Here is a 24,570-nt window from a genome sequence, read left to right on the forward strand (position 1 = left end):
CGGACCGGCCGCCGGCCGCGCCGGCCGTGGTGGCCGGACCGACGGGGCTCCGCCCGCTCGCCCCGCTCGCCCCGCTCGCCCCCGGACACCCGGACCGCGCTGGCGGGGCGCCGTCCCCGCCGGTCGTCGGGCCGGCGGCCCGCGAGGGCTCCGCGCGAGGTGTGCGCTCCCTGCGCGACCTCGCTCGTCTCGCCGAGGACCCCGGGACGCCCGCACGCCTGCGCGACGAGGCGTCGCGCCCGCCGACGTCGCCCGCGACCTTCACGGGCGAGGCGTGGGCCGCCGACGTGCCGGCGCCGCCCGACGTGCGCACGGCGCTGGCGGCGGCGGGCGTCGCCGAACCGGACCTGGAGCGCGCGATGACCCGCATCCTCGACGACGCTGCCCGCCGCCACGGGATCGAGGTGTGAGCCGTGCGCCCCATGCTGGCCGGAGCCGAGCTGCCGCAGGTCCAGGCGGTACGCAGCACCGACGTGCGGGCCGTCGCCGAGCACAAGGCGCCCGGCAAGGACGGCAGCATGCTGCAGAACCTCGGCCGCGCCCCGACGGCGCTGACCGTGCACGGGGTGGCGACCGACCCGGCCGCGCTCGACCTGGTCTCGACGCTCAAGGACCGGCTGCGCACGGGCGACCCGGTCGAGTGGGTGGCCGACATCACCACGGACACGTCGATCGAGCAGGTGCTGGTCGACGACCTGCAGGTGCGCCAGCTCGCGGGACGCCCGGACCGGTACGCGTACACGGTGACCCTGCGCGAGTACCTCGAGCCGGTGGCACCGGCCCCCGTCGACCCGCTCGGCGCGGACATCCTCGCGGACGCGGCCGGGCTGACGGACGGCCTGCTCGAGGGGCTGGACCTGGCGCTGCCGTTCTCGACCGGCCTCGAGAGCTTCGTGACCCCGCTGACCGAGCTGCTGGGCCGGCTGCGGCAGGCCAACGCCGCCTCGGGCTGACCGCCGCCCGGTGCCTCCACGCGCTCGCGCACACCGCACGACCCGCAGGACCGACGAAGGAGTGGACGTCATGGCCGAGGAGAACCTCTTCGAACAGCTCAAGGCGGTGCTGACCGACTTCAAGACCTTCCTGGACGAGAACGTGGCCACGATCAAGCCCGCCATCCAGGCGATCGCGAGCATGGTGCCGCAGGTCAACGAGCTCATCGACGAGCTGGTGAGCCTGCTCGACAAGCTCAAGGCCGAGATCGCGTCGTTCGACGTGGGGGCGATCCCCGGCCTGGCCGAGGTCTCCGGCTTCACCGGGAAGATCCCCGCGCTGCTCGACGCCGCGAAGAAGCTGCTGCCCGACGAGGCCGGCGCGATCGGCACCATCGGCGACATCGCGGACGTCGTCGGGGGCCTGCCCTCGGTCGACGCGCTCAAGACCGAGCTGACCGGCCTCATCGACGCGGTGCGCGCCCACCTGGTGTCGCTGAAGGCCTGACCGCACGACCGACGGGGCGAGGGAGGTGACACGGTGCGCCCGATGCTGGGGGACCTCGAGCTGGAGCAGGTCCAGGTGGTCGACGCCGACGAGGACCAGGTGGTCACGCGCCACCGGGTCCCCGGGCTCGAGGGCGACTTCCTGCAGGACCTGGGCCGGCGCGGCGCCCGCGTGCGCCTCACCGGGATCCTCTCCGCGCCCGACGTCGCGTCGAGCCTGAAGGAGCTGCGCGCGCGCTTCCACGCCGGCGACCCGGTGCCGTTCGTCTCCGACATCACCGGGGCGACCGCCGTCGACCGGGTGCTCGTGGAGCGCATGGACGTGCGCGAGCTCGCCGGCCGGCCCGCGGTGTTCGAGTACGGCCTCGACCTGCGCGAGCTCACCGAGGCCACGCCCGTCGACGAGCGCGAGGTGGTGATCCCGCCGCCCCCGCCACCCCCGGTCACCGAGGGCAGGCTCGCGGTCACGGTCGAGGTCGAGGGCGACCCGGCCTTCGACATGGACCGGGTCAAGGTCACGGTGGCCGGGACCCCGGCCGACCCGGCCGACACGTTCCCCGGCGAGCTGACCACCCGCACGCGTCCCGACACCTGGCTGGAGGACCCGTTCCCCGCCGGCGCTTACACCCTGACCGCGCTCGTCGACGACACCCGCACCCCGACGGGCGCCCGCGAGGTGCTCACCGGCTCGGCCCCCGCCGTCGTGCGCGAGGGAGAGCTGACGCAGGTGCGCATCGTGCTCCGGCGCGGCTCGCGCGTGGCCACCGTCTACGCCGTGACGTTCCACTTCGACTCGGCGTTCCTCGAGCCGTGCGAGCGGCACGTGCTGCGGCAGGTCGTCGAGCACGCCAAGGCCCACCCCGAGGCGCACCTGCTCGTCGTGGGGCACACGGACAAGGCCGGCTCGGACGAGTACAACCAGTCGCTGTCCGAGCGCCGCGGCCGCGCCGTGTTCGCGATGCTCACGGCCGCGTCGCAGCGGGCCCGCTCGGTCGCCGAGTGGGACGCGCTGCGCCGCGCCCGGCCCGCGGGGACCGTGGTGACCGTCGCGGACACGTGGGGCACGCGCGAGATCCAGCACATGCTGCAGGCGCTGGGCCGTTTCCGGGGCAACGTCGGCAAGGACCCCGAGCTGACCGACGCGGCGGTCCGCGCCTTCCAGGCCGACCACGGCCTGGTGCCGGACGGCGTGGTCGGCGACGCGACCTGGCCGGTCCTCGTCGGGGAGTACCTCGACGACGAGCCGCTCGACCTGCCCGTGGCCAGTCTGCTCGCCAACCGGGACGACGCCGGGTGCGACAGCGGGCCGCTGCGCTGGCTGGGGTGCGGCGAGCAGGACCCGGTGAAGAACGTGCCGACCGCGTGGCGGCCGAACCGCCGCGTCGAGCTGATGTTCGTGCACGAGGACCGGATGCCCACGCCCGTGCCGCGCCCCCGCACCCTCGACCTCGTGCCCGACGGCGCGGGCGGCGGCGGGTGGTGCCTCGACGACGGCACGGCCACCGCGGTCGACGCCTTCGTGGTCCCGTGGGACCAGCCGTGCCCCACCAACCCGCCCGGCGCGGGCGGGGCGCCGCCGGCGAACCGGCCCTGGTGCCGCACCGCCGCCGAGCAGGGCTCGTTCACCGTCGCCGGGCGGATCACGTTCGAGGACGGCACCCCGTTCGCCGACCGTCCCCACGTCCTCCAGGCCGGCGACGGGGAGTACCTGGGCGGCGAGGTCCTCGTCGCGGGCGCACAGCGCGCGGGCACCCCGATCCCGGCCCGGACCGCCGCCGACGGCGCCTTCACCTTCCCCGGCGCGCCCCCGCAGAAGCCGCCCGGCTGGTTCGTGCTGTCGGTCGACGGCCCGTTCCTGCTGCGGCGCCGCGACCAGACGATCGCCGACGTCACGGGCAACGCCGTCTGCCTGCGGCTGGACGGGTCGGCGCCGGCCGACGTCGTCGTGGTCGACCGGGCCGTCGCGTCCGTGCAGCCGGGCCTGACCGCGCCCGACGTCGTCGTCGTGCGCAAGCCGCACACCAGCCCGGCTCGCCGGCCGGTGCGGCTGACGGTGTCGGGGCCCTTCACCGGGAGCGGGCGGCTGGACCGCTCGAGCGACCGGGTGCGTATCTTCGACGCCGCCGCGGGCGGCACCGAGCTGACCTTCGACGGCGCGGACAACGTGTTCGACGCCGCGCGCCTGGTCACCGGCGTCACCCTGTTCGCCGAGGGCGGCGCGGCGAGCGGCGCCGTGGGCGACGTGACCCTGACCCTGCAGCTCACCGTCGGGGGCACCCCCGGCCTGTCGGCGTCGGCCGTGCTGACGGCCGTCGAGCTGTTCTGCGACCTGCACGCCTCGCGCACCGCGGTCGGGGTCGACCCGGCGCCGCTGTCCGAGGCCGCGAAGATCGACCCCGGCCGGTTCGTCCAGGTGCAGGACGCGGGCAACCACGCCGGCCGGGCCATGCTCACCGTCCGGCAGGCCCGGCCGGCGGACTTCGCCGGCACGCTCGTGCTGGCGGCCCTCGACGCGCGCACCCGCGTCTTCGCCGCGGCGGACGAGGTGGCCGCGCCGGGGCAGGCGCCGGTGGCCCTGCCGAACCTGCTCCCGAACGCGGGGATCGCAGCCGGCGGCACCCGTTTCTGGGTCGAGGGAACGGGGGTCAGCGCCGCGCTGCGCGACACGGTGCTGCAGCTCGGCATCGACGGCGTCGAGCCCGACGGCGACCGGGTCCAGCTCACCGTCGCCGAGCTGCGCGACCTGACCGTGACGATCCCGGGCACCCCGCCGCGCACCGCCCGCGCCGTGCCGCCCCCGCCGAACGGCCCGACGCCGCCGCACGTCGTGCCCGCGGCCCCCGCGGCGCCGGTGCCCGCCGACTTCGACGAGAACCCGCGCGTCAACCCGGCCGTGCCCCTGTTCGAGGGGTCCGTCCAGGCCGCCGACCCGGTCCGGCTCGCGGTCACGGTCCGGCCCGCCGGGGTGCCCGTGCTGTGGGGGGCGCAGCGCGCGGCCGGCCTCCCCGCCGCGGACGGGGGCGACGACGCGGCGGCGATCGTCGCCCTGCACGCCGCCGCCGCGCCCACCGTCACCCCCGACCCCGGCAACGCCCTGGCCGCGACGCTGCTCGCCGACAACACGGGGACCTTCCACGTGCGGGCGTTCGTGGACGGCAACGGCAACGGCGGCTACGACCACCGCATCGACCGCGAGCCGTCGATCGTGCGCAACGTCGTGCTGGGGCGGGCGACGCTGTCCCTGGACAGCTCGGTCGCCACGGCGGCCAACTTCGCCGTCACCCCGGCGGCGAACAACGGCATCCAGGTCCGCTCCGGCGTCTTCAGCATCGCCGCGCCGGGAACCGCCGCCATCCACCTCGTCGCGCAGGTCGACGTCGTCACGGGCGGCGCCGTAGGGCGCCGGGACGTCACCCGGTTCTTCGGGTCGTGGACCAACGGCATCATCGACGCGACGAGCTTCTCGCCGACCTTCACCGACCCCACCACTGCCCCGCCCACCGTGCACCCGGCCCCGTTCGTGTTCGCGTCGAACGGCGGCGCGGCCACCGGCCCCGGGGGCGAGCTCCAGCCCGGCGACCCCGCGCCCGCGATCCTGGCGCCGCCCCTGCTCGACACCGGCCGCGTCGGTGGCGGCTCGGGCGGGGAGACGTCGTCGCTCACCAGCAGCCGGATCCGCCCGCCCCGCGCGCCCCAGGCGCTGGGGGAGCGGTGGATCGTCGAGGCCGTCGACAGCCCCGGGATCACCATCGACGGCCGCCACCCGGTCGTCGCCGCCGCGCGCGTCACGCGGTTCGTGCTGCGGATCCGGTTCGACGCGCACCTCACGCTGTGGACCAACGCCACCGCGGCGTCCGGGGCCACGGGGGACCCGGCCGACCGCCTGTACGCCGTGGTCGAGCGCGTCGTGTGGTCCCTCGACGGCACGTGGACGATCGACCCCGCGACCGGGGCCATCGCGGTCGTCGCGCCGCCCGCCTCGACGATCACCGCCCGCACGCCGCTGACCCCGGCGGTCGCGGCCGCCGCCACGGGCGTCGAGGTCCGCCCGCCCACCGCGCTCAACACCCTCGTCCAGGACGCCCGCGCATGAGCACGCCCACGGTCCCCAGCCCCGTCACCTCGGTGGTCCTGACGGCCCCCGTGATCCTCGTCGTGGACGTCGCCGAGGTACGGGTGGGGAGCCCCGCCCCCGACCCGGCCGACGGGCGGCCGGTGCGCACCGGTGCCGTCCGGGTGGAGGTCGTCGAGGTGCTCAAGGGTGCCGTGGCGGCCGAGCCCGGCGCCCGCGTCGACGTGCCCGTCGTGCTGCGGTCGGCGGCCGACCCGTGGGGGACCGCCGCGGCGGGGGAGCGGCTGGTCGCGTTCTGCGACGGCGTGTCGCGCGATCCCGCGGAGCTGCTCGCCGCCGAGCACTGCCTGGCGCTGGTCCCCGACGCCCCGGCCGCGGTGGCCGACGACGTCCGCCTCGCGCTGTCGCTCGTCGCCCGGCACCTGCTCTCCGACGAGCTGCTCGCCGAGGCCGGGCGGGTGCGCGCCGACGCGGGGCGCGACGCGGCGCAGGTCGTCTACGTCCTGGTGCGCGAGGCGGTGCGCACCGACCCCGACCGGTTCGACCGCCTCCTGGCCGTCGCCGCCGACCCCGGCACGCGCGTCGAGGCGCAGGAGGCCTATCTCGTCGCGGCCTACGAGGACGCGACGTTCACGGGGGCGTTCAGCACCCGGCAGCGCGCCGCGCTCGTGCGCGCGATGCTCTCCAGCGCGCTCGACCCGCGCCTGGGCGACCTGCGGGAGCGCCTCCTCGGCGTGTACGTGCCGAACCTCGTGCGGGCGCCGCAGCCGGCCCCACCCGCACCCGGCGACGTGTTCGGGCCGGAGCACGCCGGGCTGCGCGCGGCCGTGGCCGCCGAGCTGGCCGACCCGCGCGACCCGGCGACGACGAGCCCCGAGCTCGCCGCCTGGCTGGCCGGGAGCTCCTGATGCTGCGCCCCGCCTACCGGATCACGATCGGCGACCACGTCGTCGACACCACCGCCGAGCCCCGGGCCTCGACCGCGGTCGAGCTGCACGTGCGGCTCGACCTGGACACGCCCGTGGACTCGGTCACCCTCGTGCAGGGGCAGGTCGGCGGGCTGCGGGCCGAGCCGGGCGACGACGTCGCCGTCGAGCTCGGGTACGCCGACGGCGACGCCGGGCTGGTGCGCGTGCTCACCGGCGCCGTCGTGGCGGTGGAGCCCGGGCTGCGCACCGAGCGGGTCGTCGGCCACAGCACGGCGGACGCGCTGACCCGGACGTCGGTCGACAAGACCTTCGAGGACGGCTCCGCCGGCGACGTCGTGCGCGCGCTGGCCGCCGAGGCCGGGCTCGACGTCGAGCGCGTCTCCGACGGGCCGCAGCTGCCCGCCTACGTCGTCGACTCGCGGCGCAGCGCCGCCCGCCACGTGCGCGAGCTCGCGCGGCTCGCCGGGTTCGACACCTACGTCACGCCGGACGGCGGGCTCGTCTTCGAGGCTCCCGCGGGCACCCGCACGGCCCACGTGCTCACCTACGGCGAGCACGTGCTCGGCGCCGAGCAGTGTCGCGAGCGTCCGCGGGCCGCCACCGTCCTCACCTACGGCGAGAGCCCGGGCGCCTCGAAGGGCGACGAGTCGTGGGCCTGGCTCACCAAGGACTTCGAGACCTACCGCGGCTCCGCGGGCTCCGGCACGCCCGTGCTCCTGGTCGAGCAGGCGGCCCTGCGGACTGCGGCCGCCGCGGGGACCGCCGCGCGGGCGATCGCGGACGTGCTCACCGCGTCGGCGGTCGGGGTGCGGGTGCGGCTGCAGGGCCGGCCGCAGGTGCGCCTCGGCGACCTCGTCGAGCTCGAGCGGTTCCCCGAGCGCGCGGGCGTCGACCGGCTCGACGGGACCTACCAGGTGCGCGCGGTCGAGCACCGGCTGACCAAGACAGACGGCTTCCTCACCGACGTGACCGCCCGCTCGATGCCCGCGCCCGGGGGTGTGTCATGACGCTCGTCGACACCATCGCGGCCATCGTCCGGCACGAGCTCGCCGCCGTGCGGACCACCGAGCTCGGCGTCGTGCAGGCCGTGCACCCGCACTCCGACGGCTCGGACGACGACAACTACGGCGTCGATGTGCGGCTGAAGAACAGCGGGCTGGAGCTCAAGCGGGTCCCGGTCGCGACCGGTCACGTCGGCACCGTGACCATCCCGAACGTGGGCGACCTCGTGCTGCTCGCGTTCGACCACGGCGACGTCGGGTCTCCCGTCGTCGTCGGGCGGCTGTACGACGACGAGGACCGCCCGCCGCTGTCCACCACCGACGAGACGGTCTTCCGCTCGCCGCTCGCCGCGCCCGACGACGAGTCGGTCCTCGCCGCCGTCCGCAACCACCGCGACGCCGACCCGCCGCGCGAGGTGGTCATCGAGCTGCCGCCGAAGATCACGGTGCGCATCGTCGACGGCTCGGTGACCGCGACGGCCGGGAAGACCGAGCTCGTGCTCGACCAGTCCGGGTCGAGCGGCGGCACGGTCACGGTGCGCTCCGGCTCCACGACGCTGGTCATGGACCAGGACGGCGACGTCGCCGTCGAGTCGGCCGGCGCGGTGACCATGAGGGCCGCCGGCGACCTCGCGCTCGAGGCCGGCGGGTCGCTCGCGCTCACGGCCGCGACGGGCCTCACCGCCAAGGCCGGGACGACCGCCACCCTCGAGGGACAGGTCGGCGCCACGCTCAAGGCCGGGGCGTCGGCCACGGTCCAGGGCTCGTTCGTGTCCGTGAAAGGTCAGACGTCCTTCTCCCCCTGAGGAGGACGTCGCGAGGAAGGGAGTCGCACGTGCCCGGCATGCCCGTCTCGATCGGCGCGTCGGTCGTCGTGATGCCCGGCGTCACCGGGGCGCCCGACACCGGCACGATCGTCGCCGTCCTGCCCCCGGTGATCACCGCGAACGGGATGCCGCTGGCCACCACGGGATCGATCTGCACCATGGTCAACTCCGTCTCCGGCGTGCCCTACCCGCTCGTCATCGGCCAGCCGGCCAGCACCGGCGTGACCGTCGGCGGCCGCGGGCTCGTGCGCACGCTCGACCGCATCCCGTCGGGCAGCGGCGTCCTGCTGGTGCTGGGGCCGCCGGCCGCGACCTTCGTCGTCGACGGGTGGGCGCCATGACCCGCCGAGGAGGTGAGCGAGGATGACGGTCGACCTGGACGCCCTGCTGGGCGCGGACCTGCGCCTGCTGGGCGACCTGACCTTCGCCGAGCAGCGCGAGCGCGGCTCCGACCTGTTCACGGCCCCCCGCCCCCAGCAGCGGCTGCCGGGCGCCCCGGACGCCTCGCCGCAGGACCTCCAGCGCCTCACGGGGGTCGACGACCTGCGCCAGGCCCTGCTCCTGCGCTTCGGAACCCAGAAGGGCGAGCTCGCCCACCTGGGGCACCCGGACTACGGCAGCCGCCTGCACGAGCTCGTCGGCGAGCCCAACACGCCCGCCACCCGGCACCGCGCGCGGCTCTACGCGCTGGAGGCCCTGACCGCCGAGCCGCGGGTGGCCGAGGTCCTGGACCTGACCGTCGAGACCCGGCGCGCGGCGCCCACCACGCTCGACGTCCGCGCCGCCGTGCGGGTCGTCGACGGCGTGAGCGAGCTCAACCTCGTGTTCCCCCTGCCGCTCGAAGGAGGCGCGTCGTGAACGGCGACACCGTGACCCTCGTCCACCGCCCGTTCGGGGACCTCGTCGACGACATCCTCACGTCCGTCGTCGGCGGGGTGGTCAACGAGCCCGTCCGCTTCGACCTCAAGGTCCTCACGTACGCCCTCGCCGAGCCGGCCGACCCGGTCTCGGGCGTGCGCGGGATCACCGGCACCGCCTCCGGCGTGCCGCGCACGTTCCTCGCACGCATCGACTTCGTCCACTCCGCGGCCACCAACTCCGTGGTGTGGCTCGAGGACGGCACCCTGCCCGACGACGACACGACGTTCTACGTCGACTACTTCCGCGCCGAGTCCCGCTCGCCCCTGTCCGACATCAACGTCGGCTCCGTCACCCGCACCCTCACCGAGGCGGTGGGGCGCGAGATCGCCACCGTGTACGAGCAGATCAACCTCGCCTACCTCTCGGCGTTCGTCGACACCGCGACCGGACGGTCGCTCGACTTCGTCGTGGCCATCCTCGACGTGACCCGCAAGACGGCGGAGCTGGCCGAGGGGCTCGTGACGTTCTTCCGCGCCGACGGCGTCGACGGCGCGGTCACCATCCCCGTCGGGACCCGGCTGGTGGCCACCGGCGGCCAGGTGTTCGTCACGAGCCAGCTGCGCACGCTGCAGGCCGGCCAGGTGCGCATCGACGTCCCCGCGCGGGCCGACGTCGCGTTCGCCGGCGAGGACGGGATCGTCGCGGCCGGGACGATCAGCGAGCAGGCGCAGCCGATCGCCGGCATCGCGCGCGTCTCCAACCTCGACCCGACCCTGCGCGCCGCCGCCGACGAGTCCGACGACGAGCTGCGTGCGCGCGCCAAGGCCGTGCTGCGCTCGCTCGGCAAGGCGACGCTCGCCGCCCTCGAGCGCGTCATCCGCGAGGGCCGCGGGACGCCGGTGGAGTTCTTCGACCCGAACGGCCCCGCGGGGCACCGCTCGGAGCCCGGCACCGTGACCGTCGTCGTCGACGCCGAGCCCGAGCGGCTGCCGAGCCTCGTGGCCGCCGTGCACGACACCCGCGCCGCCGGGGTCCTCGCGACGCTCGTCGCCCGCTACGTGTTCATCACCCCGCGAGTCCTCGCCACCATCAGGCCCGGGCTGTCGGGCCCAGGGCAGGCGCAGGTGCGGGCCGACGTGGTGGCCGCCGTCGGCGCCTACGTCGACGGGCTGACGCGGGGCCAGGTGGCCGACGGCGCCGCGCTGCTCGAGGCGATCACCGGCGTCGACGACGTGGCCGCCGCCGTCGTGAAGGACGTCGTGGTCGCGCGCGCCGACCTCACGGGCGCGCAGGCTCCCGTGCCCGACAGGTCCCTCCTCCGGTCGACCTCCGCCCCCGGCGCCCCGGCGTCGGACGCCGACCTCGAGGCCGGCACCTACGAGGTGTCCGCCACCTTGGACGGCGACCCGTGGTGGATCGCGCTGGCCATGAGCGTCGACGACGTCCTCGTGGAGGTGGGCGATGCCGAAGGCTGACCGGGTCCTGGCGAACCTGCCGCCCACGTTCGCGCTGCGCACCGACCCCTCGGCGCTGCGGGCGCTCGCGGACGCCTACGGCGGGGAGCTGCAGGCCGCCGAGAACGCGCTCGTGGCGGTCATGCGCGCCCACTGGGTCGAGGTGGCCGACGCGGGCGAGCCGCGGGTCGCCGACCTGGCCGCCTTCGCCGCGCTGTACGGGCTCGCCCCGCGCCCCGACGAGGCGGTCGAGGAGTTCCGCGAGCACCTGCGCAGGTTCGTGCGCACCCAGCTCCAGGGCACCGTCACCGTGCCGGGCATCCTGCGCACCGCCGCCGAGGCCCTCGGGCTGCACCTCGACGACGCCGCGCTGGACGCCTGGTGGGACCGCCGGGACCCGGTGCTCGTGACGACCCGCCGCGACGGCGCCGACGCCGCGGAGGCCGTGCTCGGCTCGGCGTCCGGCTCGGCGTCCGGCTCGGCGTCCGGCGTCGTGATCGAGGGCCGGGACGCCGCGCCCGCGCGGCTGGCAGGCACCGTCGACCTGCGCGGGGGCGTGGACCTGTCCGGCCGCTCCCACCTGGCGGTCGCCGTCGACGGGCCGGGGACGACGCCCGTGGCGCTCGCGGCGGGCGCGGGCGACCCGGCCCACGTCACCGCCGAGGAGGTCGCCGCCGCGATCGACGCGGCGCTGGGGGCGCCGGTGGCCACGATCGACGCGGCCGGGCGGCTCGTGCTGACCTCGACGACCGTGGGCCCGGCGTCGTCGGTGCTGGTCGGCGACCACGTGGACGACGCCGCCGACCTCGTGCTCGGCCTGCGCCCCCGCGTCTACCAGGGCGCCGACGCCACCCGTGCCCGCATCACCGGCACGGCCGACCTGTCGGTCGCGCTCGACCTGAGGGTCGCGCGCTACCTGCGCCTGCTCGTCGACGGGCACCTCCTCGCCGAGGTCGACTGCGCGGCGGGCGCGTCGACGGACCCGGGCGCCGTCGACGTCGGCGAGGTGACCGACGCGATCAACGCCGGGCTCGGGGCCCCCGTCGCGTCCGACGACGGCCGGTTCCTCACGCTGACGTCGCCGACCGCCGGCCCGGCCGGCTCCGTCGCCGTGCAGAGCGCCGCGGCCCAGGACGCCGCCGGCCTCCTGCTCGGCGCCGCGCCGCGGCTCGCGGTCGGCGCGCCGCCCCGTCGGGCGGCGGTCACCGCCGACCACGGCATCGGGCTGGGCGTCGACCTGAGCGGGGCCTCGCAGCTGGCCCTGGCCGTCGACGCGGAGCCGCCCGTCAGCGTCGACGTGGCCGGTTCCGACCCGCGCGCCACCACGCCGGGAGAGGTCGTCGCAGCCGTCAACGAGGCGCTCGGGGCCGAGGTCGCCTCGCACGACGGGGACCGTCTCACCCTGGCCTCCTCCACCGCCGGCTCCGCGGGCCTGCTCACCGTCGAGGAGACCGAGGACGACGCCGCCCAGGTGCTGCTGGGGCTGCGGCCGCGCTCGGCGCGCGGCGCGCCCGCGGTCACCGCCGCGCTGACGGGCGCGGTCGACCTCACCGTGGGCGACGACGGGTCCGGCGGCGCCGACCTGCGTGCCCGGCACCTGCTGCGCCTCGCGCTCGACGGCGCCGACCCGGTCACCGTCGATCTCCGCGACGGCGCGGGAGACCTCGCGCACGTGACGCCGGACGAGCTCGCCGCGGCCGTCAACCGCGCGCTCGGCGTGCCCGAGACCGACCCCGTGGCGAGCGACGACGGGGCGCACCTGGTCCTCGTCTCCCGGGATCCCGGCGCCGGCGGCCGGCTCGCGGTGCTGCCGATCGTCGAGCGCTCCGCCCGGCGGTTCGTCACCCGGGCGCGCGTCACCGACGACGCCGCCACGACGCTCCTCGGGTTCACCGCGCGGTCGGCGTCGGGGGTCGCGGCCACGAGCGCCCGCCTCACCGGCACCGACGACCTGTCGGCCGGCGTGGACCTGCGCGGCCGCACCTACCTGCGGGTGCGGGTGGGCGACGCGGCGTTCGACGCCGACGTGTCGGGTCCGCGCCCGCGGGCCACGACCCCGGCGGAGGTCGTCGCGCGGCTGCGGGCGGCGGCCGACGCCGCCGGGGTGAGCAGGCTGGCGGCCGCCACCGACGGCCGGACGATCACGCTCGTCGACCTGGCCACGGGCGCGGGCTCCCGCGTCGCGCTGGAGCCGCCGCGCTCGCGCGACGCGCTGGACGCCGTGCTGGGACCCGAGCCGGTCGCGGCCGGCGGCACCCCGGCGACCGGGGTGTCGTTCGTCGGTACGACCGACCTGTCCGACGGGGTCCTGCTCGAGCCCGACGCCGCGCTGCGCCTGGGCGTCGACGGCGCCGCGACCGTCGACGTGCCCGTGGGCGACGGCGCCGCGCCGTCGGTGCGGGTGCTGTCCGCGCTGGTGTCGCGCATCAACCTCGCCCTCGGAGCGCAGGTCGCCGCGCACGACGGGCGCCACCTGGTGCTCACGTCGGCGACGCGCGGCGCGGGCAGCGCCCTCGCGGTCGAGGCGCCGGCGGCCGGCACGGACGCGACCGCCCGGCTGCTGGGCGTCACGCCCCCGCGCACCTACGCCGGCGCCCCGCCCACGGCGGCCGCGGTCGTCGGCACCATCGACCTCACCGGCGGCGTGGCGCTGGGCGTGGGCACCCTGCTGAGCGTCGGCGTCGACGGCGGTCCCGCCGTGGTCGTCGACCTCGCCGCCGGCCTGGCCGAGGGCGCGGACGCGCAGGCGTCGGACCTGGCTGCCGCGATCAACGCCCAGACCGCCGCGCACGCCGCGACCGTGGACCTCCCCGGCGGCGTGGGGCTGCGGGTCGCCTCGCCGACCACGGGCTCCGGCAGCAGCGTGACGGTCGGCCGCGCCGGGGCCGAGGACGCCGCGCCCGTGCTGTTCGTCGCGGCCGGGGCGGAGGCGCGCGGCAGCGACCCCGCCCCCGCGGCGGTGGAGGGCGACGTCGACCTGCTCGCGCCCGTGGACCTGTCCCGGCGCTCGGTGCTGCGGCTCGCGGTCGACGGCGGGGCGCCCGTCGACGTCGACGTCGCGGGGCCGCTGCCCCGGCAGACCCAGCTCCCCGACGTCGTGGCTGCCCTCGACGCCGCGGCGCCGGGCGTGGCGAGCGCGAGCGAGGACGCGCGTCTGCTCCTCACGTCACCCACGGCGGGCCCCGACAGCCGCGTGGACGTGCTCGCGGTCCGGCACGTGGACCTCCAGGAGTACCCGCCGTCGCCGGCGAGCGCGGGCGGCCCGGTGCGGCACGGCAGCCGGCTCGCCCTGGTCAACGCCGGCGCGGCCGCGGTGCCCGGGCGGGTCGAGGTGAGGACGGCCGCGGGGCTGGCCGCGCCCGGGATCGCCGACCCGGGCGCGGGGTGGTCGGTGCAGCTGGCGGGTGCGGTGAGCGCCGGCGGCACGCTGGTGCTCGAGGCCCGTGCGGACGGCACCGTCGCCGGGACGCTCTCCGAGCGGGGCACCACGCGCGCGCTGCGCGACGACGAGCTGGAGGTCGTGCCGAGGGCCGGGGGGCCCGCCCCGCTGACCGTGCGCCGGGGGGCGAGCTCGTGGGTGTGGACCGAGCACCGGGTCGCGCGCTACGACGCGGCCCGGTTCGCCAGCTCGTGGGGCAGCCCGTGGGACGACGAGTGGGTCGACGGCGACCGGTTCGCCGGGGGAGCGGGCACGCAGGAGGGCGTGCTCGACCTGAGCCGCTTCGCCCCGACGGCGGTGCCCGCGGTCTTCGCCGCGACGGGCGACCGGCTTTCGACCGCCGAGGTCACCGTCACGTGGGACGCGCACCAGCCGGGCTCGTTCGTCGTGCACCTGCCCGCGGAGCTCGACCGCCGGTTCGGCTCGACGTTCGGCGAGGCGCGACTGGGGAGCAGGGCCCCGCAGGTCGTGGCCGGCGTCGTCACGGAGCCCGGCGAGGACGTCGAGCCCGACCACGTCCGCAAGCGGGTCGCCGACGAGGTGCCCGTGCTCACGGCGACGATGGTGCGCCAGGTGCCGATCGGCTGGCGCGCGACGACGCTGCCGTTCCGCGACCCCCAGCCGCTGACCGGCGGCGCGCCGGGGGTCCGGGCGCGCCTGTACGTGGCGGACGAGGGCTTCGCCGGCGGGTTCCTCGAGCTCGCCTCCCGCGACGCCGGGACGCACGGCGACGGCATCACGGTGGCCGCGCGCCTGGCAGGACCCGCGACCTACGACGTCGAGGTCCGCGTCGGCGGCGACCGCTTCGAGAGCGCCCGGGCCGTGGTGCTCGGGCCCCCGTCGCCGTCGCTCGCCGTCGCGCTCCTCGCCCCCGGACCGGCCGGCGTCGGCACGGCCAAGGCGGCCGGCGTGCACGCCGCCGTCGCCCGCGAGGGCGTGCCCGGCCCACCGTTCGACCACGCCGCCGGCTGACGCCCCAGCGACCCCACCGCACGACCGAGGAGTGAGACACGATGAGCGAGACCACGACGGACACCGCTCCCTACGTGGAGCGGCAGCCCGGTGACGCGATCACCGCAGAGGACTGGAACGAGATGCAGTCCAAGATCCGCGAGGACATCCACGACACCTCGCAGGCCGCGGCCGAGGCGGTGACGCACGTGGAGTCCGCGGACGACTCGGCCCGGCTGGAGGGCAAGGACCTGGCCGCGCTCACCGAGGAGGTCACCCGGCGCGTGCTCGACGACGTGCGCGGGCGCACCGGCTACCAGCAGCTCTTCCGCGTCCTCACAGCAGGGGAGAAGGACGTCCTCGAGCACGGCCTCGGCACGGCGCCGCTGGTCGACCTCTACGTGCTGCAGTACTTCAAGGTCGTGGCCCGCGAGGACGACGAGTCCCGCCCGACGTGGGTCACGTTCTTCCTGCACCACACCCAGGAGCGGCGCATGCGGGTGACCGACGCCGACGGCAGGCGCATCGTCGTGGACGTCCAGCCCCCCGACGGGCCCGACGAGGGCGTGCCGTTCGCGGCCCTCCTCACCCGGTACGGCGTCGAGTACACCGACACCTCCTCGCTCGACGACCTCGTCAACGAGTTCTGGGAGAAGTTCTTCGCCGCTCCGAACGACCGGTTCTCCGACGACCAGTACGCCTGGTCGCCCTGGTTCGAGAGGTGCTGCAAGGAGAAGCAGTCGGTGCGCCAGCTCAAGGCCAACGGGGACTGGGACGACATGGTGTTCCACTACCGGCCGCGCAAGACGGTGGGCGTCCCCGAGAACGGGGTGATGCACGGGAACGACGACAGCAAGATGCTGCGCCCGGAGCCGCCGAACGTCTTCGTCCAGCACCTCGACGACAACCGCACGGCGCTCTGGTACGAGGGCACGCCGCGGCGCAGCTTCGACCAGTTCGAGACGGGGGACAGCGGCGAGCCCGTGCACGACAGCCCGACCGACACGTACGACCGCGAGCTGAAGCTCATGGTGCTGCTCAAGGTCTGAGAGGCGGAGAGCGATGCTGCTGACCACGTCCCTGACGGGCGCCGGCACGCCGTTCGAGCGCGACCGCGAGGTCGTGCTGCGGCGGCTGCCGGTGGGCAGCGTGCTGCGCCGGGCGACCGCCACGATCACGCCCGTGGCCGCCGACGACGACCGCAGGTTCCTCGAGACGGTCGCGTTCACCGGCGCGACGGGCAGCTGGGGCGCGGGGAAGGTCGTCGCGGGCGGCGCGGTCGAGGTCGACCTGCACGCGCGGCGGCGGCTCGCCGGCCTGGTCGGGACCGGGCTGGCGGACGGGCGGCTGCTCGTCGACCTCGGCGGGGGGTTCCTGGCCGTGAACGAGGACGGCGGGCTCGGGCCGGGAGATCCCTTCGAGCTCGCCGCCGACGCCTCCGGGTCGGTCCCGGTGCCCGGCATCGCGGTGGCCGGGCTGCGGGTGGCGGACGCGACCGACCTCAGCGAGGTCCGCGTCGCGTCACCGCCGAGCAACGTGGCGCTGGCGCTCGCCGGCGGACCGACGCTGTTCGCGCACGTCGGCGACCTCGTCGAGCCGGTGACGACGCCGGACCTCGCGCCGGTGCTGCAGGCGCTGATGGCGCAGCTCCCGGTCGAGCACGGGGTGCACGTGCTGCGGTGCGTGCTGCACTCGGACTCGATCGCGCGCCTCGACGTCGCGCTCGACCTGGAGGTCGAGCACGTCGCGTCCGCCACGCCGCCGGGCGTCGGCGCGGTCCAGGCGCGGTACGCCTACGGCGGGCGACCGGAGCAGGGCGCGCTGTCGGTCGCCGTCCCCCCGGGCCTGGTCGCGGTGGGGTCGGCGGGCCGGGCGCGCGGTGCGTTCGACGAGAGCCGCGTCGTGCTCGGCCCGGTCACGACGCCGCCCGCGCCCGCGCTCGTCGAGGTCGCCGGGGGCGGCGGGCTGGCCCAGCCCTTCGTGCCCGTGGCGCCCGTGATCGCCACCTCGATCGACCTGCTCCTTACCGCGGTCACCGCGACGGCGGTGCTCGCCGTCGACGTCGTGGACGACCTGGACGGCAAGCCCGGCCGCCGCTCGGCGCTGCCGCGCCCGGCCGAGACGCGGCTGACCCGGGACTCCGCGGGGACGCCGACCTGGGTCAGCCTGCCGCTGGGCGGCGAGCTCGAGGCCGACGCCGGCGTGCGGCGCTGGGTCGTGCTCCAGGTGCGCGACGGGACGGCGGCCTGGAGCGCGGGGCCCGGGGGCGCCGCCTCCGGGGGCGCGACCGACGGCGTGCCGCCCGCCCCGGACGTCGTGGGGCTGCAGCGGACCCGCGACGGCGGGCTGTCGTGGCGGGCGGAGGGGCCGGGCGCCCACGCGGCGCCGTTCCGGCTGCGGAGCACCCCGCCCGTCTTCACCCTGCCGGTCGACCTGCGCACGACGGTCGCGGAGACCGAGACGGTGGTCGACCTGCAGCGGTTCGCCGCGTCCGGGACGGTGGACGTCGACCTGGCCATGCCCGAGCTCGCCGACGCGGTCAACCAGACGCTGTCGGTCGCCGGCGCCGGCGGCCCGACGGGCGAGCTCGTGGCGAACGGGGACTTCGCCGACTGGTTGCGGGTGGGCAGCGAGCTCGGGTTCGGAGGAACGGTCGGACCGCTCGACGGGGGTGCGCTCGTCGCCGCGGGGTTCGCGACGGACGCGACCGTCGTCCACGGGCTGGTGGACGTCCCTGCCACGGAGGAGGCGCCGGACGGCGGGGTCCGCTACGGACGGTTCGACGTGCTGCGCGGCGCGGCCCTCGGAGGGGTCGCGCTCGGGCCCGGGACGGCGCGCGGGATCGCCGTCGACCAGGCGGGCCGGCTCGTGCTGGCCGCCGTGGCCCCGACCGCGTCGTTCGAGACCGGGAGCGCGGCCCGCACCGGCCGGCTGGTCCTCGTCGACGCGCAGGACGACCGGGTCGTCGGCACGCCGGTCGTGCCACCCCTGGACGTGCGCGAGCTCGTCGCGGCGCCCGACGGGTCGGGCGTCTACCTCGCGGGCGACGCGGGCGACGAGGACGACGAGGCCACGGTCCGGTTCGTCGGCTGGGACGCGTGGCGCGCCGCGACCGGGCCCGCCGGGACGCCGGTGCCGTGGGAGCGGCTGCCGCAGGCGTCCGTCAGGGGACGGGCGCACCGCCTCGCGGTCGGGCCGGACGGCGCCGTCGGGCTGCTCGTGCACCGGCCCGACGAGGACGCCGGCGGCGAGGGCTTGACCGACCACCTCGTGGTGTTCGCCGACCGGGACGCGCTCGCGACCCGGCACGGCCGTGAGGTCGAGGTGCCGCGGGCGCGGGCGCTGGCGTTCGCGCCCGCGGCGGCCACCGGCCCGCCGCACGTGCTCGTCCTGTGCCGGGAGAGCGTGCGCTTCCTGCGCGCGAGCGACCTCGTGCTGCTCGACGAGGTGGCGCTGCCGACGTCCCAGGCCGAGGACCTCGACACCGGCCGCGGGATCGCCGTGGACGCGGCCGGGGAGCTCGCCGTCGTCGTGCTGGACCGCGGGACGGCCGTGCTCGACGTGCGGCGGCGTCGGATCACCCGCGGCGGCGTGGGGGTCGGCGCCGAGGATCCGACGACGGTCGCGCTGAGCCCGCCCGCGCTGCACGCCGTGGTGGCGACCCGCGGGGCCGGCGGCGGTCGGGTGCTCACGTTCGGCCCGGCGGTCCCCGAGGACTGGGAGGTCACCGCCGGCGGCGCTCGACCGACGCGGCTGGACACGGGCGGGGTCGTCGCGGTGCTCGGCGACCTGGCCGTGGGCCGTGGGCGGCGAGACGTCGGGAGAGCGCGGGGCCCCGCCGCGATCGCGCAGGTGCTGCCGGCCGTGGGCGGGCTGCGCTACCGGTTCGCCTTCGACGGGCTGACCGACACCGAGGGCGCGACGGCCCAGGTGCGCTGGCGCGGACAGGGCTGCGAGCCCGAGCGCGTCGACCGGGTGCCGATCGCGGTCTTCGACCCGGACGTCCGTGACGAGGTCGCGGTGCTCCCGCACCACGAGGCGACGCTCGTGGCTCCCGCGGGGGCCGTCCAGGCCGAGGTCGCCTTCTCGACGCCCGACGGCGTGGCCGCGGTGGGCGCGGCGAGCCTCGCGTCCACGGCGCAGGCAGCGCTGGGGCCGTGGGAGGCGCCCGACCCGGCGGCGGGGGTCGTCGCGCACGGCAGCGTGACGAGGTTGTCGAACACGGGGGCGGTCCCCTCCAGGGTGTCGCGGGTCCTCGCCGTCACGCCCGGGGACGTGCTGTCGCTCGAGGTGGACGCGCGCGTCGACGGGGAGTCGGGAGCGGTGGTCGAGGTGGCCTTCGCCGGCGAGCCCGCCGGATCCGGCGCGCTGCCGGTGCCCGTCGGGGAGGCCTTCCGTCTGCCGCTCGACCCGTTCGACTTCGACGATCGCCTGGCCACCGCGACGGTGCCCGACGGCGCGGTCGAGGCGGTCCTGACCGTCGTCCTGCCGCCGTCGACGTCCGTCGACGTCCGTGCCCTCTCGCTGCGGGTCGCGGCGCCCGTCGAGGTCGGGATCGCGTTCGCCTCCCAGGCGCCGGGCGAGCTGCGGCTGACCGACGTCACGGTGCGGTTCGAGCGGGCGTCGGAGCGGCCGGCGCCGCTGCCGGCGGGCGGCCTGTGCCCGCCGACGCCCGTGGGGTCCGGCGACGGCTCCGGGGCGTACTGCTCCGCGTGCGGCTGCTCCGAGCCGGCGCGGGCCACGACGGCGGCGACCGGCGCCGGGCGAGCCGTGGCGGTCTCGGCGTGCCCGTCCTGCGGGGCGCGCCGGCTGCGGCACGGCGGCGCGGTGGCGCAGGCGGCGCGGCCCGTCGCCCTGCCGCGCCTGCACGTGACCGCCGTCCCTGGCCGCGACGCCACGGCGGCCGTGCGGACGGTCGTGCGCGTGGACGTACGACCGATCGACCTCGACGGGATCGGGCCCGTCCGGGCGCGCGAGCTCGCGGCCCGCGGGCTGGCGGACCTGGTGGCCCTCGCCCGGGCGGACGTCGCCGACGTGGCGAGCCTGCCGGGGGTGTCCGTGGCGATGGCGGCGGGGTTCGTCGCCGAGGCCGCGAGGCTCGTCGCCGAGCGGGGGCGGCGGACGTTGTCGTTCGAGGCGCCCGGTGCGGAACGTCCTGCACCGAGGTAACGACGCGGCGGACGAGAGAACCGGCGGGACGCCGCGAACGCGGCGTCCCGCCGGGGACGTGCCGAACGGGTTCGGCGTGCCGGGCTACGGCGCCGTCGTGTCCAGGACGAACCGGACGGTGGTGCCGTTCCCGAGGGCGTCGTGGACGACGAGGGTGTTGGCGCCCTCGACGGCCCCGAAGGAACCGGGCTTCACGAAGTTCAGGTCGGACCAGGCGTTGTTCGTGAGGTCCTTGGCGACCCCGTTGAGGGTGAGGCCGTCGACCTTGCCGGCGTCGTGGAGCTTGAACGAGACCTTGCTGTAGACACCGTCGCCGCCGACCGTGAACTGCTCACCCTCCTTGACGGTCACCGTGGGGCCGGTGGTGTCGAGCACGAACCGGACGGTCGTGCTGTTCCCGGCGACGTCGTGGACGACGAGGGTGTTGGCTCCCTCGACGGCCCCGAACGAACCGGGCTTCACGAAGTTCAGGTCGGACCACACGTCGTCGGTGAGGTCCTTGGCGACCCCGTTGAGGGTGAGGCCGTCGACCTTGCCGGCGTCGTGCAGCTTGAACGAGACCTTGGCGTACCGGCCGTCGCCGCCGACCGTGAACTCCTCGCCCTCCTTGACCGTGACGGTCGGGTCGGTGGTGTCCGTCGTCGTGACCGTCAGGTCGCGGAGCCGACCGGTGTTGTCGAACGAGCCGAACCCGACCCGGCCGGAGGGGAACGTCGTGTCGTTCGCCGTCAGGAGCGGGGTGTCGAGACCGTCCACGTAGACGGCGATGTCGCCGCTGTCCGCGCAGCGCACGACGCGCACGTCGTGCCACTCCTCGTCCGTGACGGCGGGCGGCGCGCCGACCGCCCCGTCCCACTGGTCGTCGATCCGCTCCCGGTCCTTCCCGTCGACCTTGAAGATGCCGTTGTGGGCGTAGATCGTGTTGTCCTGCGAGAGGTGGGCGTAGTAGTACTGCGTGTCCGACCTCCAGCCGAACACCACGATGACGTCCCGGTTGTTCACGGACGCGGGGGCGTCGAGCCTGACCTCGGCCCCGAGCTCGAACGAGCCGAGCTCGGGTCCCTCGGTGAGGGTGGCGTACTCGAACGGCCGCCGGATGCCGTCGTTCGGGTTGTCGCCCACCTCCGCGAGGATGATCTGGTCGCCGGGGAACTGCCACTTCGACGGCGTCCGCGGCGCCCAGTTCTCCGCCGCCATGACGTCGGTGATCTGCTCGCCGCCGGGCGTGCAGGACGGCGGCGCGGGCGGCTCCGTGGGCGCGGCGCCGAACAGGGCGTACTGCGCGGCGACCTGCTCGGGCGTCGGGACGACGTCGAGGAACATGAGGTCGTCCATCCGCCCGGTGAAGGGGTTCGCCTCGCGCGTGTCCTGCGGGAAGCTCCCGCCGATCTTGAGGCCGGCCGGGTCGGACGGGGACGTGGCTCCGGCGCCCCAGGGGTTCGAGGCCGTGTACTCGCCCTCGAGCTCCTCGCCGTTCATGTAGAGCTTCATCTCGCCGCCCGCGAAGTCGAACGTCGCGGCGAGGTGCACCCACGTGTTGCGCTCGAGGATCTGGTCCCACGGCAGGTCGGCCGCGAACGTCCAGGACCCCGCGCCGTCGACGCGGCGGCCGAGGGCGACGAGCTTGAGCTCGCCGTCGACCGTGATGACCTCGAGGAGCGCACGGACGGCGTGGCCGTCCGACGTCCCCGTGAGGACCCCGGCCAGCCCGATCGCGTTGTAGCGGTCGTCGGGGTTCGCCGTCCCGGAGTTCAGGGCCGGGTGCAGGCCGGTCGGCTTGAACCACCCCATGACGGTGGCCTCGTCCGTGCCGGCGAAGGCGCGGAGGGAGTCCACGCCCTCGGGGTCGTAGACGCCGGCCTTCCAGTCGTCGTTCGACGCCGTGGTCGGGCTCATCTGCTGGGTCTGCAGGGCCTCGCCCGCGCCCGGGTAGGCCCGGTCCGCGACGCGCATCTCCACGCCCCCGTTGACGAGCCCGATGTTCGTGCCCGACCAGCCCTGGTCGGCCTCCGACGTCGGCGCCCCCGCGACCGGGTGGTCGAAGTCGTAGTGCGCGACGAGGTTCGGCGCGAGCTCCGGCAGGGCGAACGGGTCGGACGCGGCGACGTGCCGCGCGCCGGTGACCTTCCAGATCTTCCCGTTGGCCTTGGAGATCAGGTACAGCTCGCCGTCGGCGTCGGACCCGAAGCGCAGGTCGACGCGCTGGTCGCCGACCAGCTCCTGGAACGTCGTCTCCTCACCGCCGGAGAACACGCGCAGCTGCTCGATCTGGGCGAGGTCCTCGAGGTCGCCGTCGTTGCGGACCATCTCGTCCGCCTCGGTGGCCAGCACCCAGCCGCGCACGAGGTCGGTGAACAGGTACCGGCCCTCGAGCTCCGGGATGTCGCCGCGGTAGACGAAGCCGCCGTTGTTCGCGACGCCCGCGTCGCCGGTCTGGCCCGGGTCACGGTCGTGGTCGTACGCGGCAACGGGGTAGGTGAAGCCGTTCTCGGCGTCGTCGGCCGGCAGGGGATAGATCTGCCGGTTGTCCGCCAGGAAGGAGCCCTCGCGCACGGACCACCCGAAGTTGTCGCCGGGCTCGACCGCGTAGATCGACTCGACCTGCCACTCGCCGATGTGCCCCAGGTACATCGTGTGGTCGCCGCCCGTGTCCCAGCTGATGCGGTGCGGGTCGCGCATGCCGACGGCGTAGATCTCGGGCAACGCGCCCGCCTCGCCCAGGAACGGGTTGTCGGCCGGGATCCCGTACCGCCCGTTCGCGCTGTCGTCGCCCAGCGGGTCGATCCTCAGGATCTTGCCCTGCGGGGTCGCCAGGTCCTGCGGGTTACCGTTGCCGACGCCGTTGCCGCCGTCGCCCGACAGGACGTAGAGGTTGCCGTAGTCGGCGTCACCCTCGGAGACGGTGGGGTTGAAGGCGATCTGCTGGACGGTGTGCACGCGCCCGGCGAACGGCACACGGAGGATCTCGCGGCTGGTGCCCGCGAAGACGTCGGCCGACGGGTCGGTGGCGGTCCACTCGGTGACGACGCTGTGGAAGGCGGTGTTGCCGAACCCCGGGAAGTCCGGCGTGTCCTCGGTCAGCGCGGTGCCGCCCTCGGTGTGCACCGTGTAGAACTTGCCGTTCTCGGCGAACTCCGGGTGGAACTCGGCCGCCCCGAGGCCCGTGCCCAGGCCCGCGCTGTTGTGGAAGTTGTCGACGAACGCGCCCCGCACGTCGAGGTAGGCCGTGTGCTCGCCTGTCGCCTTGTCCACCGTATACAGCGTCCCGTTGTTGTCCGGCACCATGAGGCGCCCCGAGCCGTCCGGGATCTCGTCGAGGTGGGTGATGCGGTTGTGACGCACGAGGCGCTGGTCCTGCGTCGCGGGCGTCGTGTGCGACTCCGGCAGCTGCGCGAGCTCGGTCACCTCGATCCCGAGGTTCGACGGCGCGGGGTCGGGCAGCGGGTTGAGCAGCGGCTCGGCCGGCTCGGTGCCGCCGGCGGCGCAGTCGGCCGGGTTCCCGGTCGGGACGGCCAGGTTCTCGCCCGCGGTGTCGACGGCGACGTCGTCGAGCATGAGGCGCCCGGCGCTGCTGGACCCGTTGATCCAGAAGAACCGGTCGAGCCCGCCGGAGACGGCCTGGCGGAAGCCGAACTGCTCCGCGGCGCCCTCGGGGAGCCGGGTGATCTCCTCGTACGGGCCGCCCTGGCTGTAGACCGCGACCTGGTCGGACGCGTTGTCGGCGACGAGCCAGACGCACTGCCAGGTGTCGCGCGACCAGGTGCCGACCGGCGTGAACGCCCCGCCGTCGCGGGCGAGCATGACGTCGTTGTTCTGGTTGTTGACGTACGCGCGGCTGTTCACGTAGTCGGCCGGCGCGTCGACGTCCGTGATGCCGAACGAGGTGTCGACGCTCCCGGTCCGCATGAAGCGGAAGAACAGCGTGCCGGTGTCGCCGTCGGCGATCTCCGGGATCGCGCGATAGGACCGCTGCCCGCCGCCGACGGACTCGAGGACCTGGTTGTTCGCGTTGAGCGGGTCGGCGACGACTCGGGGCGCCGACGACGCCGTCCAGCCGTCCTGCCCGTCGAGGGCGGAGCGTTCGTACTGCTCGAAGTCGAGCGTCTCGGTGAACTCCCGTGCCGTCGGTTCCTCCGCGGCGGCGGGCCCGCCGGTGAGGAGCGTCCCGACGAGTGCGGTCGCGGCGACCGCCGCCGTGACCCGCGCGGCGCTCGCGGCTGTGGCGCGGGGCGCGTGTCGCCGCGGGCCGGTCGCCCGCGCCGGTGTGGAGTGCTCGTGCATCTGCGATCCTCTCAACGTCGTTGTCGATCAGGTCCGTGCCGACTGCTGTTCCTGCCACCCGCCGCGACGCGGCATCGCGTCCCGCGGGAGATGAGGCCGTCACGCCCCGGGCGGCGCCGGGGCGCGACGGCACCGGCCGCGACGGTC

At 76.0% G+C, this 24,570-nt stretch carries 13 protein-coding genes and 1 pseudogene; 13 read left to right on the top strand and 1 reads right to left on the bottom strand.

Annotated elements, in window-relative coordinates; genetic code table 11:
- The 13 genes and pseudogenes from ABD254_RS15750 to ABD254_RS15810 form a co-directional block, all read left to right on the top strand.
- Positions 1-410, top strand: a pseudogene (locus ABD254_RS15750) (hypothetical protein); the annotation flags it as partial.
- Between the two features lie 12 nt (positions 411-422).
- Positions 423-953 (top strand): hypothetical protein, encoded by a 531-nt coding sequence (locus ABD254_RS15755; protein ID WP_344250060.1) that lies wholly within the window; start codon positions 423-425, stop codon positions 951-953.
- Positions 954-1,023: 70 nt separating this feature from the next.
- On the top strand, positions 1,024-1,440 hold the full coding sequence (locus ABD254_RS15760) for a hypothetical protein (protein WP_344249474.1): 417 nt from the start codon (positions 1,024-1,026) through the stop codon (positions 1,438-1,440).
- Between the two features lie 42 nt (positions 1,441-1,482).
- Positions 1,483-5,532: a peptidoglycan-binding protein gene (locus tag ABD254_RS15765; protein WP_344249476.1), complete on the top strand. Its 4,050-nt coding sequence runs from the start codon at positions 1,483-1,485 to the stop codon at positions 5,530-5,532.
- Positions 5,529-6,419: a hypothetical protein gene (locus ABD254_RS15770; protein ID WP_344249478.1), complete on the top strand. Its 891-nt coding sequence runs from the start codon at positions 5,529-5,531 to the stop codon at positions 6,417-6,419. The genes ABD254_RS15765 and ABD254_RS15770 overlap by 4 nt, the downstream gene beginning before the upstream one ends.
- Positions 6,419-7,447 carry a hypothetical protein gene (locus ABD254_RS15775; protein WP_344249480.1) on the top strand — a complete coding sequence of 343 codons (1,029 nt, stop codon included), beginning with the start codon at positions 6,419-6,421 and terminating at the stop codon, positions 7,445-7,447. The genes ABD254_RS15770 and ABD254_RS15775 overlap by 1 nt, the downstream gene beginning before the upstream one ends.
- Positions 7,444-8,247, top strand: coding sequence for a phage baseplate assembly protein V (locus tag ABD254_RS15780; RefSeq protein WP_344249482.1), 804 nt, complete (start codon positions 7,444-7,446; stop codon positions 8,245-8,247). The genes ABD254_RS15775 and ABD254_RS15780 overlap by 4 nt, the downstream gene beginning before the upstream one ends.
- A gap of 38 nt (positions 8,248-8,285) precedes the next feature.
- A complete protein-coding gene (locus ABD254_RS15785) occupies positions 8,286-8,609 on the top strand; it encodes a hypothetical protein (RefSeq protein WP_344250062.1) in 324 nt (107 codons plus the stop codon).
- 22 nt (positions 8,610-8,631) lie between these two features.
- A complete protein-coding gene (locus tag ABD254_RS15790; RefSeq protein WP_344249484.1) occupies positions 8,632-9,126 on the top strand; it encodes a GPW/gp25 family protein in 495 nt (164 codons plus the stop codon).
- Entirely contained in the window at positions 9,123-10,604 is a 1,482-nt protein-coding gene (locus ABD254_RS15795) for a baseplate J/gp47 family protein (protein WP_344249486.1), read from the top strand. The genes ABD254_RS15790 and ABD254_RS15795 overlap by 4 nt, the downstream gene beginning before the upstream one ends.
- Positions 10,591-14,994, top strand: a complete 4,404-nt coding sequence (locus tag ABD254_RS15800) for a hypothetical protein (RefSeq protein WP_344249488.1) — start codon at positions 10,591-10,593, stop codon at positions 14,992-14,994. Before ABD254_RS15795 ends, ABD254_RS15800 begins: the two co-directional genes overlap by 14 nt.
- 41 nt (positions 14,995-15,035) lie before the next feature.
- The gene (locus ABD254_RS15805; protein WP_344249490.1) at positions 15,036-16,022 is read left to right on the top strand and encodes a hypothetical protein; all 987 of its coding nucleotides are present in this window, start codon (positions 15,036-15,038) and stop codon (positions 16,020-16,022) included.
- 13 nt (positions 16,023-16,035) lie between these two features.
- Positions 16,036-20,142, top strand: coding sequence for a helix-hairpin-helix domain-containing protein (locus ABD254_RS15810; protein ID WP_344249492.1), 4,107 nt, complete (start codon positions 16,036-16,038; stop codon positions 20,140-20,142).
- Positions 20,143-20,226: 84 nt separating this feature from the next.
- On the opposite strand, the gene ABD254_RS15815 is transcribed toward ABD254_RS15810, so the two are convergent.
- Positions 20,227-24,423 (bottom strand): PQQ-dependent sugar dehydrogenase, encoded by a 4,197-nt coding sequence (locus tag ABD254_RS15815; protein WP_344249494.1) that lies wholly within the window; start codon positions 24,421-24,423, stop codon positions 20,227-20,229.
- Positions 24,424-24,570: the final 147 nt, after the last annotated feature.

The organism is Isoptericola hypogeus (assembly GCF_039531145.1).
GTDB classification, from domain to species: domain Bacteria; phylum Actinomycetota; class Actinomycetes; order Actinomycetales; family Cellulomonadaceae; genus Isoptericola; species Isoptericola hypogeus.

Coding starts and splice junctions, on each gene's coding strand:
- ABD254_RS15755 (WP_344250060.1), top strand. CDS start 423: ATGCTGGCCGGAGCCGAGCTGCCGCAGGTCCAGGCGGTACGCAGCACC.
- ABD254_RS15760 (WP_344249474.1), top strand. CDS start 1,024: ATGGCCGAGGAGAACCTCTTCGAACAGCTCAAGGCGGTGCTGACCGAC.
- ABD254_RS15765 (WP_344249476.1), top strand. CDS start 1,483: ATGCTGGGGGACCTCGAGCTGGAGCAGGTCCAGGTGGTCGACGCCGAC.
- ABD254_RS15770 (WP_344249478.1), top strand. CDS start 5,529: ATGAGCACGCCCACGGTCCCCAGCCCCGTCACCTCGGTGGTCCTGACG.
- ABD254_RS15775 (WP_344249480.1), top strand. CDS start 6,419: ATGCTGCGCCCCGCCTACCGGATCACGATCGGCGACCACGTCGTCGAC.
- ABD254_RS15780 (WP_344249482.1), top strand. CDS start 7,444: ATGACGCTCGTCGACACCATCGCGGCCATCGTCCGGCACGAGCTCGCC.
- ABD254_RS15785 (WP_344250062.1), top strand. CDS start 8,286: ATGCCCGTCTCGATCGGCGCGTCGGTCGTCGTGATGCCCGGCGTCACC.
- ABD254_RS15790 (WP_344249484.1), top strand. CDS start 8,632: ATGACGGTCGACCTGGACGCCCTGCTGGGCGCGGACCTGCGCCTGCTG.
- ABD254_RS15800 (WP_344249488.1), top strand. CDS start 10,591: ATGCCGAAGGCTGACCGGGTCCTGGCGAACCTGCCGCCCACGTTCGCG.
- ABD254_RS15805 (WP_344249490.1), top strand. CDS start 15,036: ATGAGCGAGACCACGACGGACACCGCTCCCTACGTGGAGCGGCAGCCC.
- ABD254_RS15810 (WP_344249492.1), top strand. CDS start 16,036: ATGCTGCTGACCACGTCCCTGACGGGCGCCGGCACGCCGTTCGAGCGC.
- ABD254_RS15815 (WP_344249494.1), bottom strand. CDS start 24,423: ATGCACGAGCACTCCACACCGGCGCGGGCGACCGGCCCGCGGCGACAC.